At 54.9% G+C, this 16,944-nt stretch carries 15 protein-coding genes and 1 other RNA gene; 4 read left to right on the forward strand and 12 right to left on the reverse strand.

Features of this window, described 5'->3' with window-relative positions; genetic code table 11:
• The 5 genes from Q0711_RS08355 to Q0711_RS08375 all read right to left on the reverse strand — a co-directional run.
• Positions 1–893: SpoIID/LytB domain-containing protein (locus Q0711_RS08355; RefSeq protein ID WP_299042274.1), on the reverse strand; the 893-nt coding region annotated here is incomplete at its 3' end.
• A 129-nt stretch (positions 894–1,022) separates the two neighbouring features.
• A complete protein-coding gene (locus Q0711_RS08360) occupies positions 1,023–2,093 on the reverse strand; it encodes a glycosyltransferase family 4 protein (RefSeq protein ID WP_298616494.1) in 1,071 nt (356 codons plus the stop codon).
• A 14-nt stretch (positions 2,094–2,107) separates the two neighbouring features.
• Complete coding sequence (locus tag Q0711_RS08365) at positions 2,108–3,055, reverse strand: F0F1 ATP synthase subunit gamma (RefSeq protein WP_298616497.1); 948 nt, start codon at positions 3,053–3,055, stop codon at positions 2,108–2,110.
• Between the two features lie 62 nt (positions 3,056–3,117).
• A complete protein-coding gene (locus tag Q0711_RS08370) occupies positions 3,118–4,089 on the reverse strand; it encodes a hypothetical protein (protein WP_298616500.1) in 972 nt (323 codons plus the stop codon).
• A gap of 156 nt (positions 4,090–4,245) precedes the next feature.
• Positions 4,246–4,830, reverse strand: a complete 585-nt coding sequence (locus tag Q0711_RS08375; RefSeq protein WP_298616503.1) for a GerMN domain-containing protein — start codon at positions 4,828–4,830, stop codon at positions 4,246–4,248.
• 147 nt (positions 4,831–4,977) lie between these two features.
• On the opposite strand from Q0711_RS08375, the gene Q0711_RS08380 reads away from it, so the two are divergent.
• Entirely contained in the window at positions 4,978–5,223 is a 246-nt protein-coding gene (locus tag Q0711_RS08380) for a DUF6439 family protein (RefSeq protein ID WP_298616506.1), read from the forward strand.
• On the opposite strand, the gene Q0711_RS08385 is transcribed toward Q0711_RS08380, so the two are convergent.
• Complete coding sequence (locus tag Q0711_RS08385; RefSeq protein ID WP_298616511.1) at positions 5,220–5,729, reverse strand: metal-binding protein; 510 nt, start codon at positions 5,727–5,729, stop codon at positions 5,220–5,222. The two genes, Q0711_RS08380 and Q0711_RS08385, sit on opposite strands and share 4 nt — an antisense overlap.
• Positions 5,730–5,982: 253 nt before the next feature.
• On the opposite strand from Q0711_RS08385, the gene Q0711_RS08390 reads away from it, so the two are divergent.
• The gene (locus Q0711_RS08390; RefSeq protein WP_298617432.1) at positions 5,983–7,782 is read left to right on the forward strand and encodes an N-acetylmuramoyl-L-alanine amidase; all 1,800 of its coding nucleotides are present in this window, start codon (positions 5,983–5,985) and stop codon (positions 7,780–7,782) included.
• Here Q0711_RS08390 and ssrA read toward each other — a convergent pair.
• The 3 genes from ssrA to Q0711_RS08405 all read right to left on the reverse strand — a co-directional run bounded on the left by ssrA (position 7,780) and on the right by Q0711_RS08405 (position 10,758).
• Positions 7,780–8,165: a transfer-messenger RNA gene (ssrA, locus tag Q0711_RS08395) on the reverse strand. The genes Q0711_RS08390 and ssrA overlap by 3 nt on opposite strands.
• A gap of 54 nt (positions 8,166–8,219) precedes the next feature.
• The gene (locus Q0711_RS08400) at positions 8,220–9,923 is read right to left on the reverse strand and encodes a DUF87 domain-containing protein (RefSeq protein ID WP_299042278.1); all 1,704 of its coding nucleotides are present in this window, start codon (positions 9,921–9,923) and stop codon (positions 8,220–8,222) included.
• A gap of 70 nt (positions 9,924–9,993) precedes the next feature.
• Positions 9,994–10,758, reverse strand: coding sequence for a TPM domain-containing protein (locus Q0711_RS08405; protein WP_298617441.1), 765 nt, complete (start codon positions 10,756–10,758; stop codon positions 9,994–9,996).
• A 238-nt stretch (positions 10,759–10,996) separates the two neighbouring features.
• Here Q0711_RS08405 and Q0711_RS08410 point away from each other — a divergent pair, with 238 nt between their 5' ends.
• Positions 10,997–11,209: a DUF2949 domain-containing protein gene (locus tag Q0711_RS08410; protein ID WP_298615368.1), complete on the forward strand. Its 213-nt coding sequence runs from the start codon at positions 10,997–10,999 to the stop codon at positions 11,207–11,209.
• Positions 11,210–11,224: 15 nt separating this feature from the next.
• On the opposite strand, the gene Q0711_RS08415 is transcribed toward Q0711_RS08410, so the two are convergent.
• From Q0711_RS08415 to mrdA, 3 genes are all read right to left on the reverse strand, one after another.
• Entirely contained in the window at positions 11,225–13,327 is a 2,103-nt protein-coding gene (locus Q0711_RS08415; RefSeq protein WP_298615365.1) for a M3 family metallopeptidase, read from the reverse strand.
• Between the two features lie 7 nt (positions 13,328–13,334).
• Positions 13,335–14,309: a M23 family metallopeptidase gene (locus Q0711_RS08420; RefSeq protein ID WP_298615363.1), complete on the reverse strand. Its 975-nt coding sequence runs from the start codon at positions 14,307–14,309 to the stop codon at positions 13,335–13,337.
• Positions 14,310–14,386: 77 nt separating this feature from the next.
• Positions 14,387–16,165 (reverse strand): penicillin-binding protein 2, encoded by a 1,779-nt coding sequence (mrdA, locus tag Q0711_RS08425; RefSeq protein ID WP_298615355.1) that lies wholly within the window; start codon positions 16,163–16,165, stop codon positions 14,387–14,389.
• Between the two features lie 117 nt (positions 16,166–16,282).
• Between mrdA and Q0711_RS08430 the strand changes: the two genes are divergently transcribed.
• Positions 16,283–16,942 carry a hypothetical protein gene (locus tag Q0711_RS08430; protein WP_298615353.1) on the forward strand — a complete coding sequence of 220 codons (660 nt, stop codon included), beginning with the start codon at positions 16,283–16,285 and terminating at the stop codon, positions 16,940–16,942.
• Positions 16,943–16,944 lie beyond the last annotated feature (2 nt).

The raw sequence follows: 16,944 nt of genomic DNA on the forward strand, positions 1-16,944 counted from the left end.
CGCCCGCCAAAGACTTCCCGCACAATGTCGTTGGTTGCTGCATACATTGAAACTAGGATTCGTCCGCTTTTAGTGAGGACAATGCCCCGTGTGGCCTGAACTGCCGCTTGCGTGGTATTCCACTCTGTTTCAATCCCACGATACACTTGCCAGCGCTCATCGTTCCCCAGATCAAAAAAGCGGCTAGCGGGTTGAACCATTTGGGCAAGGGCATAGGAACGGGCGGCGATCGCTTGGGCTTTCAGGGTTTCCATGGGCCAGTCGGGATAGACCTCTGCACCGACAACACTTACTAAGTATTGTTCTAGATCTACTTGGTTGACGGCTGTAACTGTGTTTCCCTGAGCAATGAAGCGGACGACGCCCCGATACCATCTATCGCCGACAAACGTGAGTTGATTCCTAGGGCGAATCCAGAGGGAGGGGGCAAGGGGTTGACCATTCCAGAGCAAAAAGCCATCGCGGGCTGTCACCACAGCGCCTTGGGAAGGGGCAAGCTGTGTCATCACTTGCTGTTGATCATTGGTAACGGCGGTGGTGACGGTGGTGCCAATGGTGAGTTGGGGCTGATTACGGGCGATCGCCACCCGCACTTGAGGGGCAGGGCCTTGACTTGGGGGCACCGGCTTGAGGGCAGGAGGAGGGACGGTGGGCAGGATGGTCTTAGCAGAGGTGGAGATGGGGGTTGCCGAAGGGGGGGCTTGACTGCCTAGCGGCGCCAGTAGAGGATCACGGCCATCCAAAATTGGCCGCGGCAGAGGCCGTTGGGGTTGAATCGGATCAGGTAAAGACACCGGTTCTGAAGGAGCAACAGAGGTTGGGGATAAGCTCCGTAAAAGCCAGATTCCTAGGCCAGCACTGGCAATTGTTGCCATGGCAAAGGAAGTGAGCAAGGTTGAGTATCCTCGCTTTGCTCCGGGAAACAGAACCTCGCCCATTCAGGTTTTCCCTCCACTCACACCTTGGCCTATTGTATAGGGTGGCAGAGGGGAGTGCAGCACTGGCCATGCCAGTTTACTAAGCTAGGCTTGAGACAACACTGCCACCTGCTGTAGCCACTGTTCCACCCTATCCCCATACACCGCTAAGCTATACTCCTGTTCTGCCTGTTGGCGGCAGGCGGCGCGATCAATTTGATCAATTTTGCCAATGGCGGCAATTAAGGCTTCAACAGAATCAGGAGTAACGAGAAACCCCGTCTGACCATCGCGGATAATTTCCCTAGGTCCACCGCGATCGTAGGCAATCACGGGAACGCCGCAGGCAAGGCTCTCAATAACCACATTGCCAAAGGCTTCCACCCAGCGGGAGGTCAGCAGGAGAGCGCGACACCGCCGCAAGCGTGCCTGCATTTCCCGTGTGGGGAAAAATCCCAGGTATTCAATGGGGGCATCGGGGTAGTCAGTTTGAATCCGCTGCCAATAGTCATGATCTTGCAGTTGTCCCATGATCTTCAAAGGGGTACGGGTGACATTGACGGCAGCGACGGCATCTTCTAGTCCCTTTTCGGGGGCAATGCGCCCCAGCCAGCACAGGGCATCCTCCGGCTCTGCACAAAAGTCATAGAGCGAAAGATCAAGACCGCTGCCCAAACAGACACAGCGATCGCCAAAGGGAAAGGTGGCGGCTTGGGTACGGGTATAGACAGCAATGGTGCCCGGATACCGATCAAGGACATCCGCGATCGCCCGATCCATGACATCCGCGACCGAGGCCATACTGACCAGATGCCCCACCGGCCGACTTAAAAAAGGCGTCAGATAAAAGGGCAACCAGTCGTAGGCAAAATTGACAATGACATCAAATTGGTCTTGGAGCTGCCGCACCCGTATCCACATATTGGCTAACACACTATGGGGCGGCAGCATAATTGGTTGGTCGCGGGTTTGATGCTGGGCGGGCACCTGAAGGGCACCTGGTACTTCCTCAATTGTTGCCGCCACAGGCAGGTGGGAACCCTCAGGAGCAAGGATGTAAACGGTGTGCTGGCGATCGCCCAAAGCCTGAGCCATGTTGAGAATCGTCAACTCCACACCGCCCCCTTTTCCGCTGCCCAGAGGGCCAACCGAAGTGGCAACAAAGAGGAGTTTCAAAGGACAACTCCCCCCTAACGGAGAGCTTCTGCGCCAGCGACCACTTCCAGAATCTCTTGGGTAATGGCGGCTTGGCGAGCTTTGTTGTAGGAGAGGGTGAGAGTACCAATTAGGGCTTGGGCATTGTCACTGGCGTTATTCATTGCCGTCATGCGTGCTGCCAATTCCGAGGCAGCAGCCTCTTGCAGTGCCCGTAGCAATTGGTTGTTCAAGTATAGAGGCAGGAGAGCATCGAGAATTTGCACAGGATCCTGCTCAAAAATCATGTCAGAGGGTAGAGCAGGCAATGTGGAAGCCACCTTCTCACGATTGACCTGTAGTTGGGAGCCACGGGTGGTCAGGCGGAAAATTTCATCATCAGCAGTCTCTAGCCCCTGAGGATCTAAGGGCAGCAGGGTCTGAACCACGGGTTTTGAACTAATGAGGGAGACAAACTTAGTGTAGATAAGCTCCACCCGATCCACTGTTTCCGAGAGAAAGAGTGAGAGCAATTCACTGGCAATTTGACCTGCTTCACTGGCAGAGGGGATTTGCTCGAGGCCAGAATAGACGGCATCAATGGGATAATTGCGGCGCTGGAAGTATTGAGCAGCTTTGCGACCAACAATCACCAGCGTATATTTGACGCCTTCAGCTTCAAGTTCTTGGATCCGTTCCCTAGCGCGACGGATAACGTTGGCGTTGTAACCACCGCACAGACCGCGATCGCCCGTCACCACTAACAGCGCCACTGTCTGCACAGGACGCTTGGCTAACAAAGGTAAATCCACATCCTGAAAGCGTAGCCGAGTTTGCAAGCTATACAGCACCTGCGCCAAGCGATCGGCAAAGGGACGACTCGCCATCACCTGCTCTTGGGCACGGCGAACTTTGGCTGCCGCCACGAGGCGCATCGCTTCGGTAATCTTGCGGGTATCTTTAATTGTTTTAATGCGATCGCGAATAGCTTTGAGATTGGGCACGGTAATCTAAACTCCTAAGCAAAGCGTCCCTGCCCTAAGATTTTAGCCCAGAGGGGGATCGCCTAAGCAGTCTTTTCACTGGCGGTTGATCTCCCCTTAGCGACAACCGTTGTGATCACCGGAACCGCCAAGGCAGCCACAGGCGGCACGATGCGGCCAATAGGCTGAGGGAAATTTAAGCTCACACTCAAGGCAGAAACTACAGTTGCTGCAATGCCACTCATCCAGAGCACTGTGTCGCGCCGCCGTTGTTGGCGCTTCAGTTGGTGATTTTCTTGGGCTGCAAGGGTCAGTTCCGTAGGGACAACGGTTGAGGATGGGCTGCGCAGAGCTTCTAAATCTTGCCGAAGGATGTGTAGTTCATTTTGGGCTTGGGCAAATTCTTCTTGCAGGCGATCGCGCTCCCTTTCCACTTGGGCAAGCTGCCGCGTTATCTGCGCTAGTTGTTGGGCGAGGCCGGCCTCTGGAGGGTTACCGAGAAGGGCTGGATCCTCTAAAGGAGCTGCTGGTGAAGCAGCCAACACCGTCTCTAGCTGTTGTTCGAGAGCGGCTTTTTCAACTTGTAGTGAAGCAAGTTGATTTTGGAGCGCTTCAATTTGCGAGACTTGGGATTGCAGTGTGGCAACTTGACTTTGCAGTTCGTGAATCTGGGAGACTTGAAGTTGCAGTGTTGCCAGTTGCTGCTGAAGCTCGTCCTGCTGAATGAGAGCCTGTGCCAGTTCCTGTTCAAGATTTTGCCGCAGGCCGCTCAAGTAAGCGTTTTCTTCACGGAGGCGGGCAAGATCTTGGCTGAGTTGATCCCGTTGCTGTTGAACGTTGTTCAGTTCTGCAGTGAGCCGGCTCATTTGCTCCTGTAAGGCTTCGTTTTGGGCGATCGCCCGCTGTTCTGCGGTACCGGTGAGCAACTCCAATTCTGCCGTCAAAGAATTGAGATCGATATTCTGTGCGGGAGGCTCGTCCAACTCACCCAAATCCCTGATGATGCTTTCGAGTAGGTCATCGGGTTGGTTGCTAGGGGGTTCTGGACTGGCCATGCTCCTGATACCTGTGCAAGTGCTAAGAATTGCTCCAATTATAGCGATCGCTGTCCCTATCCTCTAGACTAGATAGTATTTATCTAGGTTTAGTCAAATAATTTTGGCAGTAGATGAGCAGGGTTGCAATTCCAACCTTCTCAGACTGGCTTGGCACTATTGGGTGCGCAGGGCAAAGGCTGTTTGAAAGTCTTGACGGGTCATGGGTTGTGTCACCTCTAGTCCCTCGCCTCCCAGTACACGCAGCGGCTCACCGCCAACGGAAATCCACACAGGGGCATTGGGATCACTGGCCGTTGCTGTGTAGAGTATTTGTCCTAGACGCGCTTGCATTGAAGCACTTCCACCCCCTTTTGTAAACTCTGGGGAGAGATCGATATGAATGCCATCGGCTTTAACTTCTACACGGTTGACACGGGTATTGTCTGGAATACCGGTGGTGACATCGCGATTGGCAGGCCCGGCCAAAAGCCGCTCCAGACGAGATTGGATAAAGAGTTCGGGTCGCGCTGCCGGCGCATTGAGACGTACTGTGGAGGGCACTAAAACTAGTCTGTCTCCTTCATTTTTAACCCAAAAGAGTTGGGTTTCCTGTTGCTGGGCAACTTCCGCTGAATTGGGAACTGTATTTCTCTGTTGGGGCGGACTCAAGGTTAACCATGCCGCTGTCCCAGCCGACGCAAGGCCAATCACAGCCAGCACAATCAAGGCAGGGCGGGAGCGGGTGACTTTTGCGACCATCGCGATCTCTCCTTGGCGGGGTGCACCTGCTTCTACTTTAGACGCCATCATTCCAAGGTAAGGTTCCAGTCTCCATCGGGTTAGAGGTAGCCAGAAACTGCTTAAGCTATAAGGGATAGCGTTTTGTATTTTTCGTAACTTCAAATTATGCTGCAAACAACGCCTTGTGCTGAAGAACTGGCCACTGCTCTCCTTGATGCAGTTAGGATTGCGCCTCAAGATTGGCATCGCCTGAAGGGAAATCGCCGTGCCCGTGCTCTTGAACAAGCGGCTGCCGCCCTTGTTTATCTCCTGAAGGAAAATGAGGCGGAAGCACTGGCGCATTTGCAACAGGCCGTGGGTTGGCTTGATCACTCCATTAGTGCGCCCCCTTGCCCTACCCACCACCATTAGCGCTGCCAGCGTCGCCACCGGGAAACCACAAAATCGCTGGTGAGATGGAGCAGTGCCGATAGCTCTAAGCCAAGGGCGATCGCGACTCCCCATCGCCAATCTATTCCCTGCCAGCGACGTAACCATTCCTGTAGGAGGGGAAGCTGTCCGGTGAATGAGGCGACTCCGGCCACAAAACCCAGTCCTAACCCCAGCCAAAGGCTTAGATAGAGCAAGCGGATCACGGTGCCCACCACTGGGCCATGGGTCCAAAATGAGCGATGCGAAAACGCTTTTTGGTAAGGGAGCCAGATTCCCCGTAGCCAGCCCCAACGGTAGTAGGGCAATGAAAGCGTATCGAGGTCGGGACTGAGGAGAAAGCCGCCAATACCAAAGCTACTGCTAACCACCACGCCCCAAGCCCAATCGCGGCTGAGCGCACCGGCTGTGAAGCCCACAAGGGGCATGCCGATCCAAGTCAGGCGATCGTGGGTACGGCCACTGGGCATTGATGACTCCGCAGACATTTCCTAGGGCAAACCTACGAAAAAGTGGTCTAGATCATGCAATCGGAGAACTCATTGACTTGAGCGTGCGTCTAAGTGGACTTGAACCAAGCTGAAATTTGAATCTGAACAAGGGCGATCGCGCAAACCTAAATCGTAGGCTATGCCAGTTCCCATACCTGTCCCCGATCAAGTATGCTGAGCACGCTTGCTTAAGCGGCTTGGCCAGCCAACTGGGTAGTGCGTTGTGCATCGCTGGTGGAGGAAGCGTGAGATGGATCAACCGTGGCGTTCGTGGCAATCGCGAGCTGTGATGAGTGTTCTATGGGCACCCACCGCTGCATTGATCATGGCTCAGCCTGCTTCGGCCGGCCGCCTGCAATTGTGGCGACTCAATCCGGCCACCAATCAACTGGAAATTCGCACAGAACGAGGAGTTCAACCCCGTGCTGAGTTGGTTTACAATCCAACCCGCCTTGTGATTGATTTGCCCGGTGTGGTTCTCGGTAGCCCCCAGATCACTCAAAACTATAGTGGTGCCATTCGCCAAGTACGAGTTGCCCAGTTTGACCCCCAAACCACCCGGATTGTGGTGGAGTATGCGGCTGGTTTGACCATTGACCCCCAGCAAGTGCGCTTCCGAGGGGTAACAGCTAATAACTGGTTGGTGCAACTGCCCACACCACAGCAACAAACAGTTTCGTTACCGCCTCCTCCATCCCCTTCTCCTCCCAGCTCTCCGCCGGTGACACCTACAGGGCCACTGCAAATACGCAGTTGGCGGGCAGATGATACGGGTTTTCTCGTGCTGGCCGATCGCCCCCTGCCCGAAGGCAGTTACACCATTCGCCGCCCGCGGCGCGATCGCCTTGAAATTCTCCTCAGCAATAGTGAACTCATTCGCAACTTTAGTCCTCGGCGTCTGGAGTTACGCCGCTTTGGGCGGGATCGCGTTCGCGCTGAGGTGCGACCCCAAGGCAATCGCCAAGTGCAAATTCTCCTCGACATTGACCCCCAAGAGGCCGATTGGCAAGTTTCTCCTCACAATGACGGCTTTGTGATTGTGCCCTCAACCACGGCAATTGCACCGCCCCCCCCGACGGCTCCACCATCGCCCCAACGACCCAGGGGGATTCCCCCCGCTAGTGCTCAACCCCCCGTTACAACGATTCAGCGTGTTGATCTAGGGGGACGGGAGTTGCTGATTCAGGGCGATCGCACCATTTTTTATAGCGTGGGTTGGGAGGGCGATCGCTATCGCATTCGTTTACGCCAAGCCCGGTTGGGTAGCCAAGTCCGAGAACCCTATCTTGCCACCGGCAGCCCCCTCAGCAATATTGAATTTCGCCAAGAGGAGAACCAGATTGTTTCTATTTTGTTGACCCCTGCCCCCAACTTCCGGATTCTCGGTCCCCGCCCCCTCTCCGCGGAATCCTTTGTGGTGCAAATCCAAGGGGTGAATGACTCGCCAACCAGTGCTCCTACCCCCATTGATGTGCCCGCTACAGCGACAACTCAGCCCGTACCCCGTGGCCGTTTTGTGGTGGTCATTGATCCGGGTCATGGGGGCAGTGATCCGGGAGCAATCGGCATTGGCGGCATTCGTGAAAAGGACATTGTTTTGGATGTGGGTCTGCAAGTTGCCCAATTTTTGCAGCAGCAGGGAGTACAGGTGATAATGACCCGCACGACAGATATAGATTTAGACCTAGCGCCACGGGTGGCGATTGCGGAACGGGCACGCGCCAATGCCTTTGTGAGCATTCACGCCAATGCCATTAGTTTGGCTCGCCCCGATGTCAATGGCCTAGAGACCTACTTTGCCCCCGAACGTTCAAGTCGCTTGGCCTCTGCGATTCACAACAGGATTCTCAATTCTCTAAATATCCGCGATCGCGGAGTCAGAGCTGCCCGCTTCTATGTCATCCGCAATACGTCAATGGATTCTGCCCTTGTCGAGATCGGCTTTGTTACAGGTGCAGAGGACGCCGCCAATTTCCAAAATCCTGCTTGGCGGACGCAAATGGCACAGGCGATCGCCCAAGGTATCCTCAGCTTTTTGCAGGGGCGTTAATGGAGCTGACGGGAGTCGAACCCGTGTCCGCCCTAGCTATTCGCCGACTGCTCCTTCACAGGCTTAGCCTTTCTCACCCTCAGGCGGGAACTGTTCCTTATCCCGAACAGTAGGATGCTCTGGTAGAGTCTTTGCTAAACAGCCCACCAGAGAGAGCTGCCTAGCGCATCCGTTGGGGTTTACCCGCTGCCCTTAACGGAGTCGGACAACGAGTGCTCGAACCTGTTTAGAGGTCTTAGGCTACCGCAGCAGCTTTACGAGCGAAAGGAACGATGTTGTTCGCAGTTACTTTTGGTTTGGACTTTGGATTAACGAGAGATAGTCCACTCTCGGCCTGCGTCACAGCCCAACTTTCACTAGGACGTCGAAGCCGTTTCAGCCCCATGCATAGAGCTACTTTTAAGCTAGCGTATTTTCTTGAACTTGACAACAGGTGATCATTCGAGCGATCGCCGGCCAAGGGTGTGCGGTTTTGCGCGTGGTGCCGGTCCTGCCATTGCCCCCATGCGCTCCAACTGTTTGTGTTTGGCAAAATACTCCTTCCACAGGGCAGGGGCATCCAGTGTGTCACCCCCGTGGCTAGTCAAGCGTTGCCGTACCCGACAGAGAACCGGTGTATTCACACAGGCGCCGGCAATAATCACTTGGCCTTTACTGAGGGCAGGCAGTTCTTTGAGCAAATCCCGCCCCGCTGCTTCTACTCCATGTTTAAGACTCTCTTGATCCACGGGATTGACAATCCGCAGAATAAACTGGCTCATACACTGGGAAAGCACATCGCTGTCCAGTTTGCCCGGCCGCTGGGTAATCAGTCCCACCCCCAGTCCAAATTTACGCCCCTCGCTGAGGATTGTGCGCAATACCTGCTTACACTGGGAGGGTTCATGGGCAGGGGCAAACCGATGCGCTTCCTCAATCAAAATAAAGACTGGGTAGGGGAGGTACTGCTCATCTCCTTCTAACACGTGGTTTTTGTGGGTATTCATGCGAGCGTGGTTTGTTTGGCGCAAAATGGCCGTGGCAATGACCTGCTGCTCCTCCAAGGGAATCTCGTTCATTTCTAGAATGGTCACTTGGCCTGGGGCGAATAACTTTTGCGGGGGCAAGTGTTCACAGGTATGGAAATAGCTAGAACGTTGCATTTTTTCCAACTTCCAAGCTAGGGCACCAGCAGAAGACCCCTGCTTGAGATTCCCCTCCTCATCCTCCACCCGATCCACGCGATAGACAGCGTTAATCAAGTCCTGGGTACTCCAATGATGGTTTCTATAGGTACGGCGCACTTCATCGTAGGCTTTTTTGAGAATGGCCTGCTGGCGATCGCTCATCGGGGGAAGCAGCGTGAGAATATCGTAGAATTCAAGGGAAGAAACCCGTATTTTAATCTTCTCTGGCCCAATAAGGTTGACCTGAGGCTGATAGCCATCCTTATCCCTAAAGGCTTGATGTCCCCTCAGCTGTGTCAGGGTATGGTATTCCCCGTGGGGGTCGAGAATGAGCACTGCAGCTCGATTTTTGGGCGACAGCAACTCCTCCACCAAGACACCTGCTGTATAGGACTTGCCCGACCCTGTTCCGGCAAGGATGGCCACATGGGTACTCACCAGTTCTTTGACATCGAGGGCAATGGGCACCGCCCCCTCCTCTCGCAACAACAGCGAACCAATGTGGGCAGCCCCCTCCTCCTCTGGCTTTTTCTTGTTGAGAACGTGCCGCAGCAGTTCGTTGTCCGCTAGATAGACCTTCGCACCGGGCAAGGGGAGCCGCCGCAGATTGTTGAAGCCAAACACGGGGTGAAATTCCCCAATCACTTCTACGGTCATTTCATAGAGTTCTGCCGGTTCACAGGTAAAACCAATCAGCGCCGCCACTGTGCCGGGATTCAGTTCATAATCGGCAAACATTCGATCCGGCAGATGCTCAATGAGACGGCAGCCAGTAATTTTGCCCAAGACTTGGTGAACAGTACCCGTGGCAGAATTCGCACTTTCATTTGGGCGATCGCTCAATTCATAGTAAACAAATTCACCAATACGTGCCGGTTGAGGGTCAGCAGTAATAAACATGTACTCACTGCCGGTCTCCCCAGGACCTTTAACAATGCCAACAATGGTGCGGCAGGAATTGTGATTGGCAATCATTGCCCAAGATGGCTAGCGGTGTGTTTAACTTCAATCCTAAGCAATTTTCTAATCAGGTGTAGGAAAGGTTCTATTCCTCCAGCACGGGCGGCGGCAGACTAGGGCTAGGAATTAAAAAGGCAACAATTGCACCAAGAGCAAAACCGGCAACATTGCGCAGAATCGGGAGCCACTCTTGGGTGCGCGCCAGCACAGGCCCCAAACCAAAGACAAAGAAAAGCATCCCCCACAGTGGCGAAAAGAGGAGAATCCACTTCCAAGCCACTTTTTGATCGGCACGGCGGGGACGGGCAACAAAGCCCAAAATAATACCCCCAAAGATGGACGTGGCAAGGGTGAGCACCCACTGTTCTTGGGGCAGTCCCGGTACAGCGCGACATCCCCCCTGGGCGAGGCAGGTTTCAATAGCATGGAGGGATTGCAGGATCGCCTGATCTTCGCCGTTGTCACGCACAAAGTATTGATTGCCAAAACGGGTTTGCAACTCGACCCAAAAGGTGCGCTGGAGAACGCGGTAGGCGGTGTCACCGACATTAAAGTTCAAAAGATTGCCACCACGGGTATCGGCCACCAGCAGAATACTGCGATCGTCCAGATCCCAAAAATCCCGTACTGCTAAGCCGGGGGTGCGATCGTATTGGGTAAGGACGCGCAGCTTCCACCCCGTCTGTGCTTCAAAGTCTGCTAGTTCGCTGTCGAGGCGTTCTCTTTGAACCGGTGTGAGAATTTGGGCGAGGTCAATGACATTCGTAGGCGACGGAGGCAACAACTCTGGATTGTTGAAGCTGTGAGCAGGGGCGATCGCCCCCAGCCAGCAGAGGCTCACCAGCACCATCCCTAAACCAATTTGGCGAAGCCAGCGCCACACCTGTTGAAGCATCGTAATAAAAATTTATAAATAGGGCATCTTTTTTAATTATCTTAAGGGGATGCTGCGAAACATTGCAATCAACCCCAGCGTCTTCCCAGACAATGTGCAGCTTTTGTTAAACTCACCCTATCCTGAAAATCTCGTTGTTATACTGCAAGTCTAAAGGTTGTCCTGTCCCTGTACTGGTCACTCCTCACCGACAATGCCCTACTCTCCTCAGCTACTGCGATACCTTGAACAGGAACTGGCACTGCCGCCAGAGAGTATTGCCATGGCTTTGCGTCAGTGGCAACAGCAGCGGGGATCGCTGCCGATTATTCTTTGGCAGTATGGATTGATTACGCTGGAGCAGTTGGATCGGATTTTTGAGTGGCTAGATCGAACGCGAGGCGATCGCCTGCCCACCTCCTCGTAGGGATTGCAGAACGGCTCAACGGCATAACCCCCGTTGCCGTAGTAGGGGTTCGGTGATAGGTTCGCGGCCTCGGAAGGCCTTGAAAATCTCCATGGGGGGCCGGCTGCCGCCAAGGGCAAGCACCGTGTCGCGATAGCGTCGTCCCATTTCAGCAACGGCCTGCTCGTTGTCCAGACCCACTTCCTCAAAGGCAGCAAAGGCATCGGCGCTCAGAACCTCTGCCCAAAGATAGCTGTAGTATCCCGCTGCATAGCCGCCGGCAAAAATGTGGCTAAAACTACACAGAAAGGCATCTTCTGGCAGAGGGGGTAGAATCATTGTGGTCTGCGCTAAGCGATCGCGCACCTGCTGGGGCGTTTCCCCCTGACCTGGTTGATAGCGATGGTGCAGTTCTAGATCCAACAAACTAAAGTGCAATTGCCGTAAGAGGGCGCTCCCTGCGCGATAGGTACGGGCAGCAACCAGCTTTTCGTAGTAGTGCTCTGGCAGCGGCTCCCCCGTTTCATAGTGCCGTGCCATGCCAAAAAGGGTGGGACGATGGTAGCACCAATTTTCCATAAATTGGCTGGGGAGTTCAACGGCATCCCACTCCACGTTATTAATGCCCGCTGCTCCCGCTTCATCCACCCGTGTCAGCATGTGGTGCAAGCCATGACCAAACTCATGGAAGAGGGTTTCCACCTCGCCAAAGGTCATCAGGCTGGGTTTGCCATCCACAGGTGGGGTCTGATTGCAGACTAGGTAGGCCACAGGTAAACGGGTTCGCCATTCTCCCTGAATGCGATATTTGGCCCGACCAAGACAATCGTCCATCCAAGCCCCGCCTCGCTTTTCGGCAGGACGGCTGTAGGGGTCAAGGTAAAAGTGGGCAATTGTTTGGTTGTTTTCATCGAGGATGGCAAAAAAGCGGACATCGGGATGCCAAACGGGCGCTTGCCCGTCCGCTGGTACCACCGTGACACCAAAGAGCCGCTTCACTAAGCCAAATAACCCCTCAAGCACTTGGGGCAGTGGGAAATAAGGACGGAGTTCTTCATCGCTAAAGGCAAAGAGGGCTTCCCGCTGCCGTTCTGCCCAGTAGGGAATATCCCAGTGCTGGAGGTCGTGGGCTTCCGGTGCCCCTTGGGCCGCAGCAAAGGCTTTGAGTTCCTCTAGTTCCCGTCTCGCTGCCGGATAGCTCACTTGGCGCAACTCCTCTAGGAGCTTTTCCACACTGGCAACACTGTCGGCCATTTTGCTGGCAAGGCTAAGTTCAGCATAGGTGTTGAATCCCAATAACTGGGCTTCTTCTGCCCGCAGGGCAAGGATGCGCTCAAGAATTGGACGGTTATCCCACTCACCCCTACTGGCACGGGAAATATAGGCGCGATAGAGCTGCTCCCGCAAATCCCGCCGCTGGCTGTGTTGCATGAAGGGGCCATAGCTGGGAAAGTCTAAAGTGATGTGCCATGGCCCTGTTTCTGGGCTGGCGGTCTCAACGCCATCTTGGCGAGCAGTTTGCGCCGCAAGGGCAAGGAGACTAGGCGGCAGGCCGGCGACTTCATCGGGTTGAGTGAGCTTGAGGCGGAAGGCCTTGGTGGCATCTAAAAGATTGTTGGCAAACTGAGTTGATAGTTCGGCTAATTCCAGCTGAATGGCGTTGAAGCGTTCTTTGGCTGCCCCCGTCAAACTAACCCCACTGTGCTCGGCATTGCGAATAGCAGCTTCCACAATGCGTTTGCGAGCAGGGGGATAGCTCTGAAATTCCGAACTGGCAGCCAGTGTCTTGAACCCTTCATAGAGGGGGCGGGATTGTCCTAGACGGGTGTAGAACTCCACCACTTGGGGTTGGACGGCTTCGTAGGCTTGGCGCAGTTCAGGGCTGCTTTTGACAGCTGTTAGATGGTTCACAATGCCCCATGTCCAATCAAGGCGATCGCTCAGGCGTTCGAGGGGTTCCACTAGCCCTTCCCAGGTGGGCGTGAAGGATTGCTCTAGGGCCGCTAATTCTTGGCTGAGTTCCTGCAATAGTTGGCGCACCGCTGGCTCAACATGGCCCACCTGAATCTGATCAAAGGGGGGAAACCCATCGCCCCGCAAGAGGGGATTATCGGTGTAAGGGGAAGTGGCAATAACCATCGGTCTCCTAGGAACGGCGATGCGACTGCTGGCGCGCTTGGGCGATCGCCTGCTTTAACTGCGCTAATGCCAATTCTAACCGCGCTTCGGGAGCCACAGGAATCAATCCCTGCGCCGTCATTTCATGAATCTCAAAATGTAGGTGCGGGCCGGTGGAGTTGCCGGTACTGCCCACCAACCCAATGACCTCACCCTGTTTGACCCACTGACCGGGATTGACAAAAAGCTGCAAGAGGTGGGCATAAAGGGTTTGGTGCTGTTCTGGGGGGTGTTGCAAAATCACGGTGAGGCCATAGCCCCCCAGCCAGTTGGACTCAACGACACGGCCATCAAAGACCGCAAGCACGGGTGTTCCCGCCGGTGCGCCTAAATCGGTTCCCGAATGGAAGCGGCGATCGCCAAAAATGGGGTGGATGCGCCAGCCAAAGGTGGAGGTAATCGGCACCGGAAAAGGCAAAGGAAAGAGCATTTGGCCATTGTTAAGCTTCAGCCAACGCAGGGGATTAGCTCCCGGAAAGGGCTGACGCACGTAGGCCGGTGCAGTCCCGTGGCCAGAAAATCCTGCATTTCTGGGGGTTGCAGCGCTTTGCAGTGCCGTTGCTAAGGGGCGAGGGCGAGCGGTCGCCAGTCGGGGAGCTGTTGGTAAAGCAGGGGAACGTGGAGCAGTTGGAGCGGAGCAAATGCTGTTGGGAATGTCCTCAGTCACAATTGCTTGACAGCCTGTGGAGCGTTCTTGGATCACCACGGGGATGGAGCGCGCGGGCTTGAGGTTTTCTAGGGGTTCACTACCCGCCGGTGGATCTACAGGTTCTGAGGAGAAAACGAGGGGATCGCTATTGATGGATTGCACAGGATTCACAAGGATCGGCGCAGCCGCTTCGGGTTCAGCAGGAATAGTCTCGGCAACACTCCGGCGAGTCCCCAAGGCCGTTGCCAATAGACCCATTGTCAGGCCAAGGGCAATGATGCGCTGCTCAATCATGAATCCCCCTATTAGACGCATTCCTTCAAATTCTAGGCGCAACCCTGGGGAATGACAATCTTGCTGCCAGCAAGGGACTAGCGATCGCGAATCTTCATGTAGGCTTGAATGACCTGCAACACCATTGGGCCACACACTGAGGCGCCACCCCCCCCAGAGTTTTCCGCAAAGGCAACAACCACAATTTCAGGCTTGTCCGCAGGGGCATAGGCCCCAAACCAAGTGTGGTGAGGACGGGGCGGGTCTTCACCGGTTCCACTTTTGCCGGCGATCGCCACTTCACCGGTGTTCAAGGCGGCACCGGTGCCGCTGGTTACCACCTGTCGCAGACCTTGGCGGAGTACTTGCACCGTAGAGGGCTTCAAATTCAACGACTGGCGCCAGCGATCGGGATTCTCAGAGGCAACCAAATGCGGACGTACTTTGTAGCCCCCATTGGCCGGTACGGCAAACATTACCGCCGCCTGAACTGGACTGACCTGCAGTGCTCCTTGACCAATGGCTGTGATGAGGGAATCCCCGTCATACCAGCCTTCACCAAAGGTTTTCTGTTTCCACTGGGGGTCGGGGACAAAGCCCGCCGCTTCCCCCGGCAAGTCAATCCCTGTCTTCGATCCCATCCCAAAGCGCCGTGCCCACTCAATGAGCGTCTCAGGTCCAATGCGGCGCGCCACTTGGCCAAAGAATGTATTACTGCTCCAGGCTAAAGCACCGGCAAAGCCCAGAGGACCAAAGCCGGCACGGTTCCAATCATGAAAGGCAAACCCACCCGAATAGAGAGCAGGATAGGTCATCAGCACTGTGTCGGGGCTAAACTTTCCCGACTCCAGACCCGCCACCGTCGTGACGATTTTGAAGGTACTGGCGGGGGGAAACCCTTGCAGAGCACGGTTGACAAAGGGAAACTGCCGCCGTTGGAGTTCCTCCCATTGGGCTTGGGTCAGGCGGCGGGCAAACCAATTGGGGTCAAAGGCAGGGTAACTGGCAAGAGCCAGAATCGAGCCATCGCGGGGATCCATAGCCACGATCGCCCCCGGCCGATTCCCCAAGGCTGCTTCGGCGGCTTTTTGCAGGTCTAGATCCACAGAAAGGGTGATGTCGTTTCCCGGTCGCGCCACCTTTTGGCCGAGAATGCGGATGACTTTGCCCTGGCCATCCACCTCCACCTGCTGACCGCCCCAGGCTCCCCGCAGAACCTTTTCATAGGTGGCCTCCACGCCCATTTTGCCCATGACATCGCCAAGGCGGTAACCCTGATCCCGACGGGCAGCCAATTCTTCCTCATTCAGTTCACCAATGTAGCCAATAATGTGGGCAGCCGTCTCGCCGTGGGGATAAAAGCGCATGGCTTCACGGTCAATTTCGACGCCCGTGAGAAAACTGCGGTGTTCTTCAAGGGCAACAATTTGGGCGGGGGTGATTCCTTGGGCAATGCGAATCAAAGAGGGAGAATTCACCCCTGCTTGTTTGACCCGCGCTTCAATTTCAGCAGCAGGGATATTGAGTACTTGCGAGAGGATTCTTACGGTCTGTGGCCAGGTGGGCTTTTTAGCTGCAAGGGGCCAGAGAAAAACGGAGTAGGAAAACTTGTTCCCCGCGAGAATCCGCCCTTTGCGATCCAGAATTTTGCCGCGCTCCGGGGGCTTAGGAATGAGGCGAATGCGGTTTTCATCGGCCATTTGGCGATTGTGATCCCCTTCAACAATTTGCAGGTAGCCCAAGCGAGTGGCGATGCCCCCCAGGAGAAATAGCGTCATGAGGGAGAGCAGTACTAAGACTCGCTCCCCTTTGCCCACTTTGCGATCGCAGGCTTGGGAGGTGAAGGAACGAGTAGGGCGGGTTTTGAGCATTGCCATAGGCGTGAGGAGTTGATGAGATCATCAGTGGTAACTCAATTGCCACTCTATCAAATGCACCCAGACCAGAGTTCGAGAATTCCGATAACCTAGAAAGGGTCTCTGTACTGCAGCTCCATGAAGCGATCGCGGACCCGTCCCCAAGTTCAAGCCCCCAGTCAAAATCTCGACTCGTTCCTCGATGTCCTCACCAATACCGTGGGGGTCATGATCTTTGTTTGCCTTTTTGCCAGTTTGACGGCGGCGGTATCTCCTGCCTTGGTGCGCACCCCCATTGCCCGCGAAACTCGCAAGCAGGTGTATTTCTTTGAGTGTCGTGAAAACCGCGCCCTGCCCCTTGAGGAGGATCAAGCTAGGGAAGCCATTGATCGCCATCTGCGGCACATCACAGAAAATCCCTTTGCAGATCTGCGCCAAATTCAGGAACAATTGGAGGCTTTTCACCACCGTACCCGCTACTACGATGTGCGCTTGAGGCTGGTTCGCAGCCAAGGACAACCGATTTTGCAAACCCTTTTTGAGCCTCGCGATCGCACCGCCGGTGAACCCTTGAGCACTCTAGAAAAACCCACCTCCAACTTTCGTCGTACCATTGATCGCCTCTCCCCCAGCCAACATTCCCTTGTCTTTTTTGTGCGTCCCGATAGCTTTGATTGTTTTCGGGCTGCCCGCGCCATTGCTTGGCGCAGTGGCTTTGATGTTGGTTGGGAACCCATGGCAGAAGACCGTGCCATTATCTTTGTCAGTGGCGGTGGTCGGCGTGTCACTGTGCAGTAGTC

Source organism: uncultured Thermosynechococcus sp. (genome assembly GCF_937958135.1).
Classification (GTDB): Bacteria; Cyanobacteriota; Cyanobacteriia; order Thermosynechococcales; family Thermosynechococcaceae; genus Thermosynechococcus.

Bases quoted from the DNA above. Each gene is read 5' to 3' on its own strand.
- Q0711_RS08410 (WP_298615368.1), top strand. From the start codon at position 10,997: ATGCCCTACTCTCCTCAGCTACTGCGATACCTTGAACAGGAACTGGCA.
- Q0711_RS08400 (WP_299042278.1), bottom strand. From the start codon at position 9,923: ATGATTGCCAATCACAATTCCTGCCGCACCATTGTTGGCATTGTTAAA.
- Q0711_RS08385 (WP_298616511.1), bottom strand. From the start codon at position 5,729: ATGTCTGCGGAGTCATCAATGCCCAGTGGCCGTACCCACGATCGCCTG.
- Q0711_RS08380 (WP_298616506.1), top strand. From the start codon at position 4,978: ATGCTGCAAACAACGCCTTGTGCTGAAGAACTGGCCACTGCTCTCCTT.
- Q0711_RS08430 (WP_298615353.1), top strand. From the start codon at position 16,283: ATGAAGCGATCGCGGACCCGTCCCCAAGTTCAAGCCCCCAGTCAAAAT.
- mrdA (WP_298615355.1), bottom strand. From the start codon at position 16,165: ATGGCAATGCTCAAAACCCGCCCTACTCGTTCCTTCACCTCCCAAGCC.
- Q0711_RS08390 (WP_298617432.1), top strand. From the start codon at position 5,983: ATGGATCAACCGTGGCGTTCGTGGCAATCGCGAGCTGTGATGAGTGTT.
- Q0711_RS08375 (WP_298616503.1), bottom strand. From the start codon at position 4,830: ATGGTCGCAAAAGTCACCCGCTCCCGCCCTGCCTTGATTGTGCTGGCT.
- Q0711_RS08405 (WP_298617441.1), bottom strand. From the start codon at position 10,758: ATGGTGCTGGTGAGCCTCTGCTGGCTGGGGGCGATCGCCCCTGCTCAC.
- Q0711_RS08420 (WP_298615363.1), bottom strand. From the start codon at position 14,309: ATGATTGAGCAGCGCATCATTGCCCTTGGCCTGACAATGGGTCTATTG.
- Q0711_RS08415 (WP_298615365.1), bottom strand. From the start codon at position 13,327: ATGGTTATTGCCACTTCCCCTTACACCGATAATCCCCTCTTGCGGGGC.
- Q0711_RS08370 (WP_298616500.1), bottom strand. From the start codon at position 4,089: ATGGCCAGTCCAGAACCCCCTAGCAACCAACCCGATGACCTACTCGAA.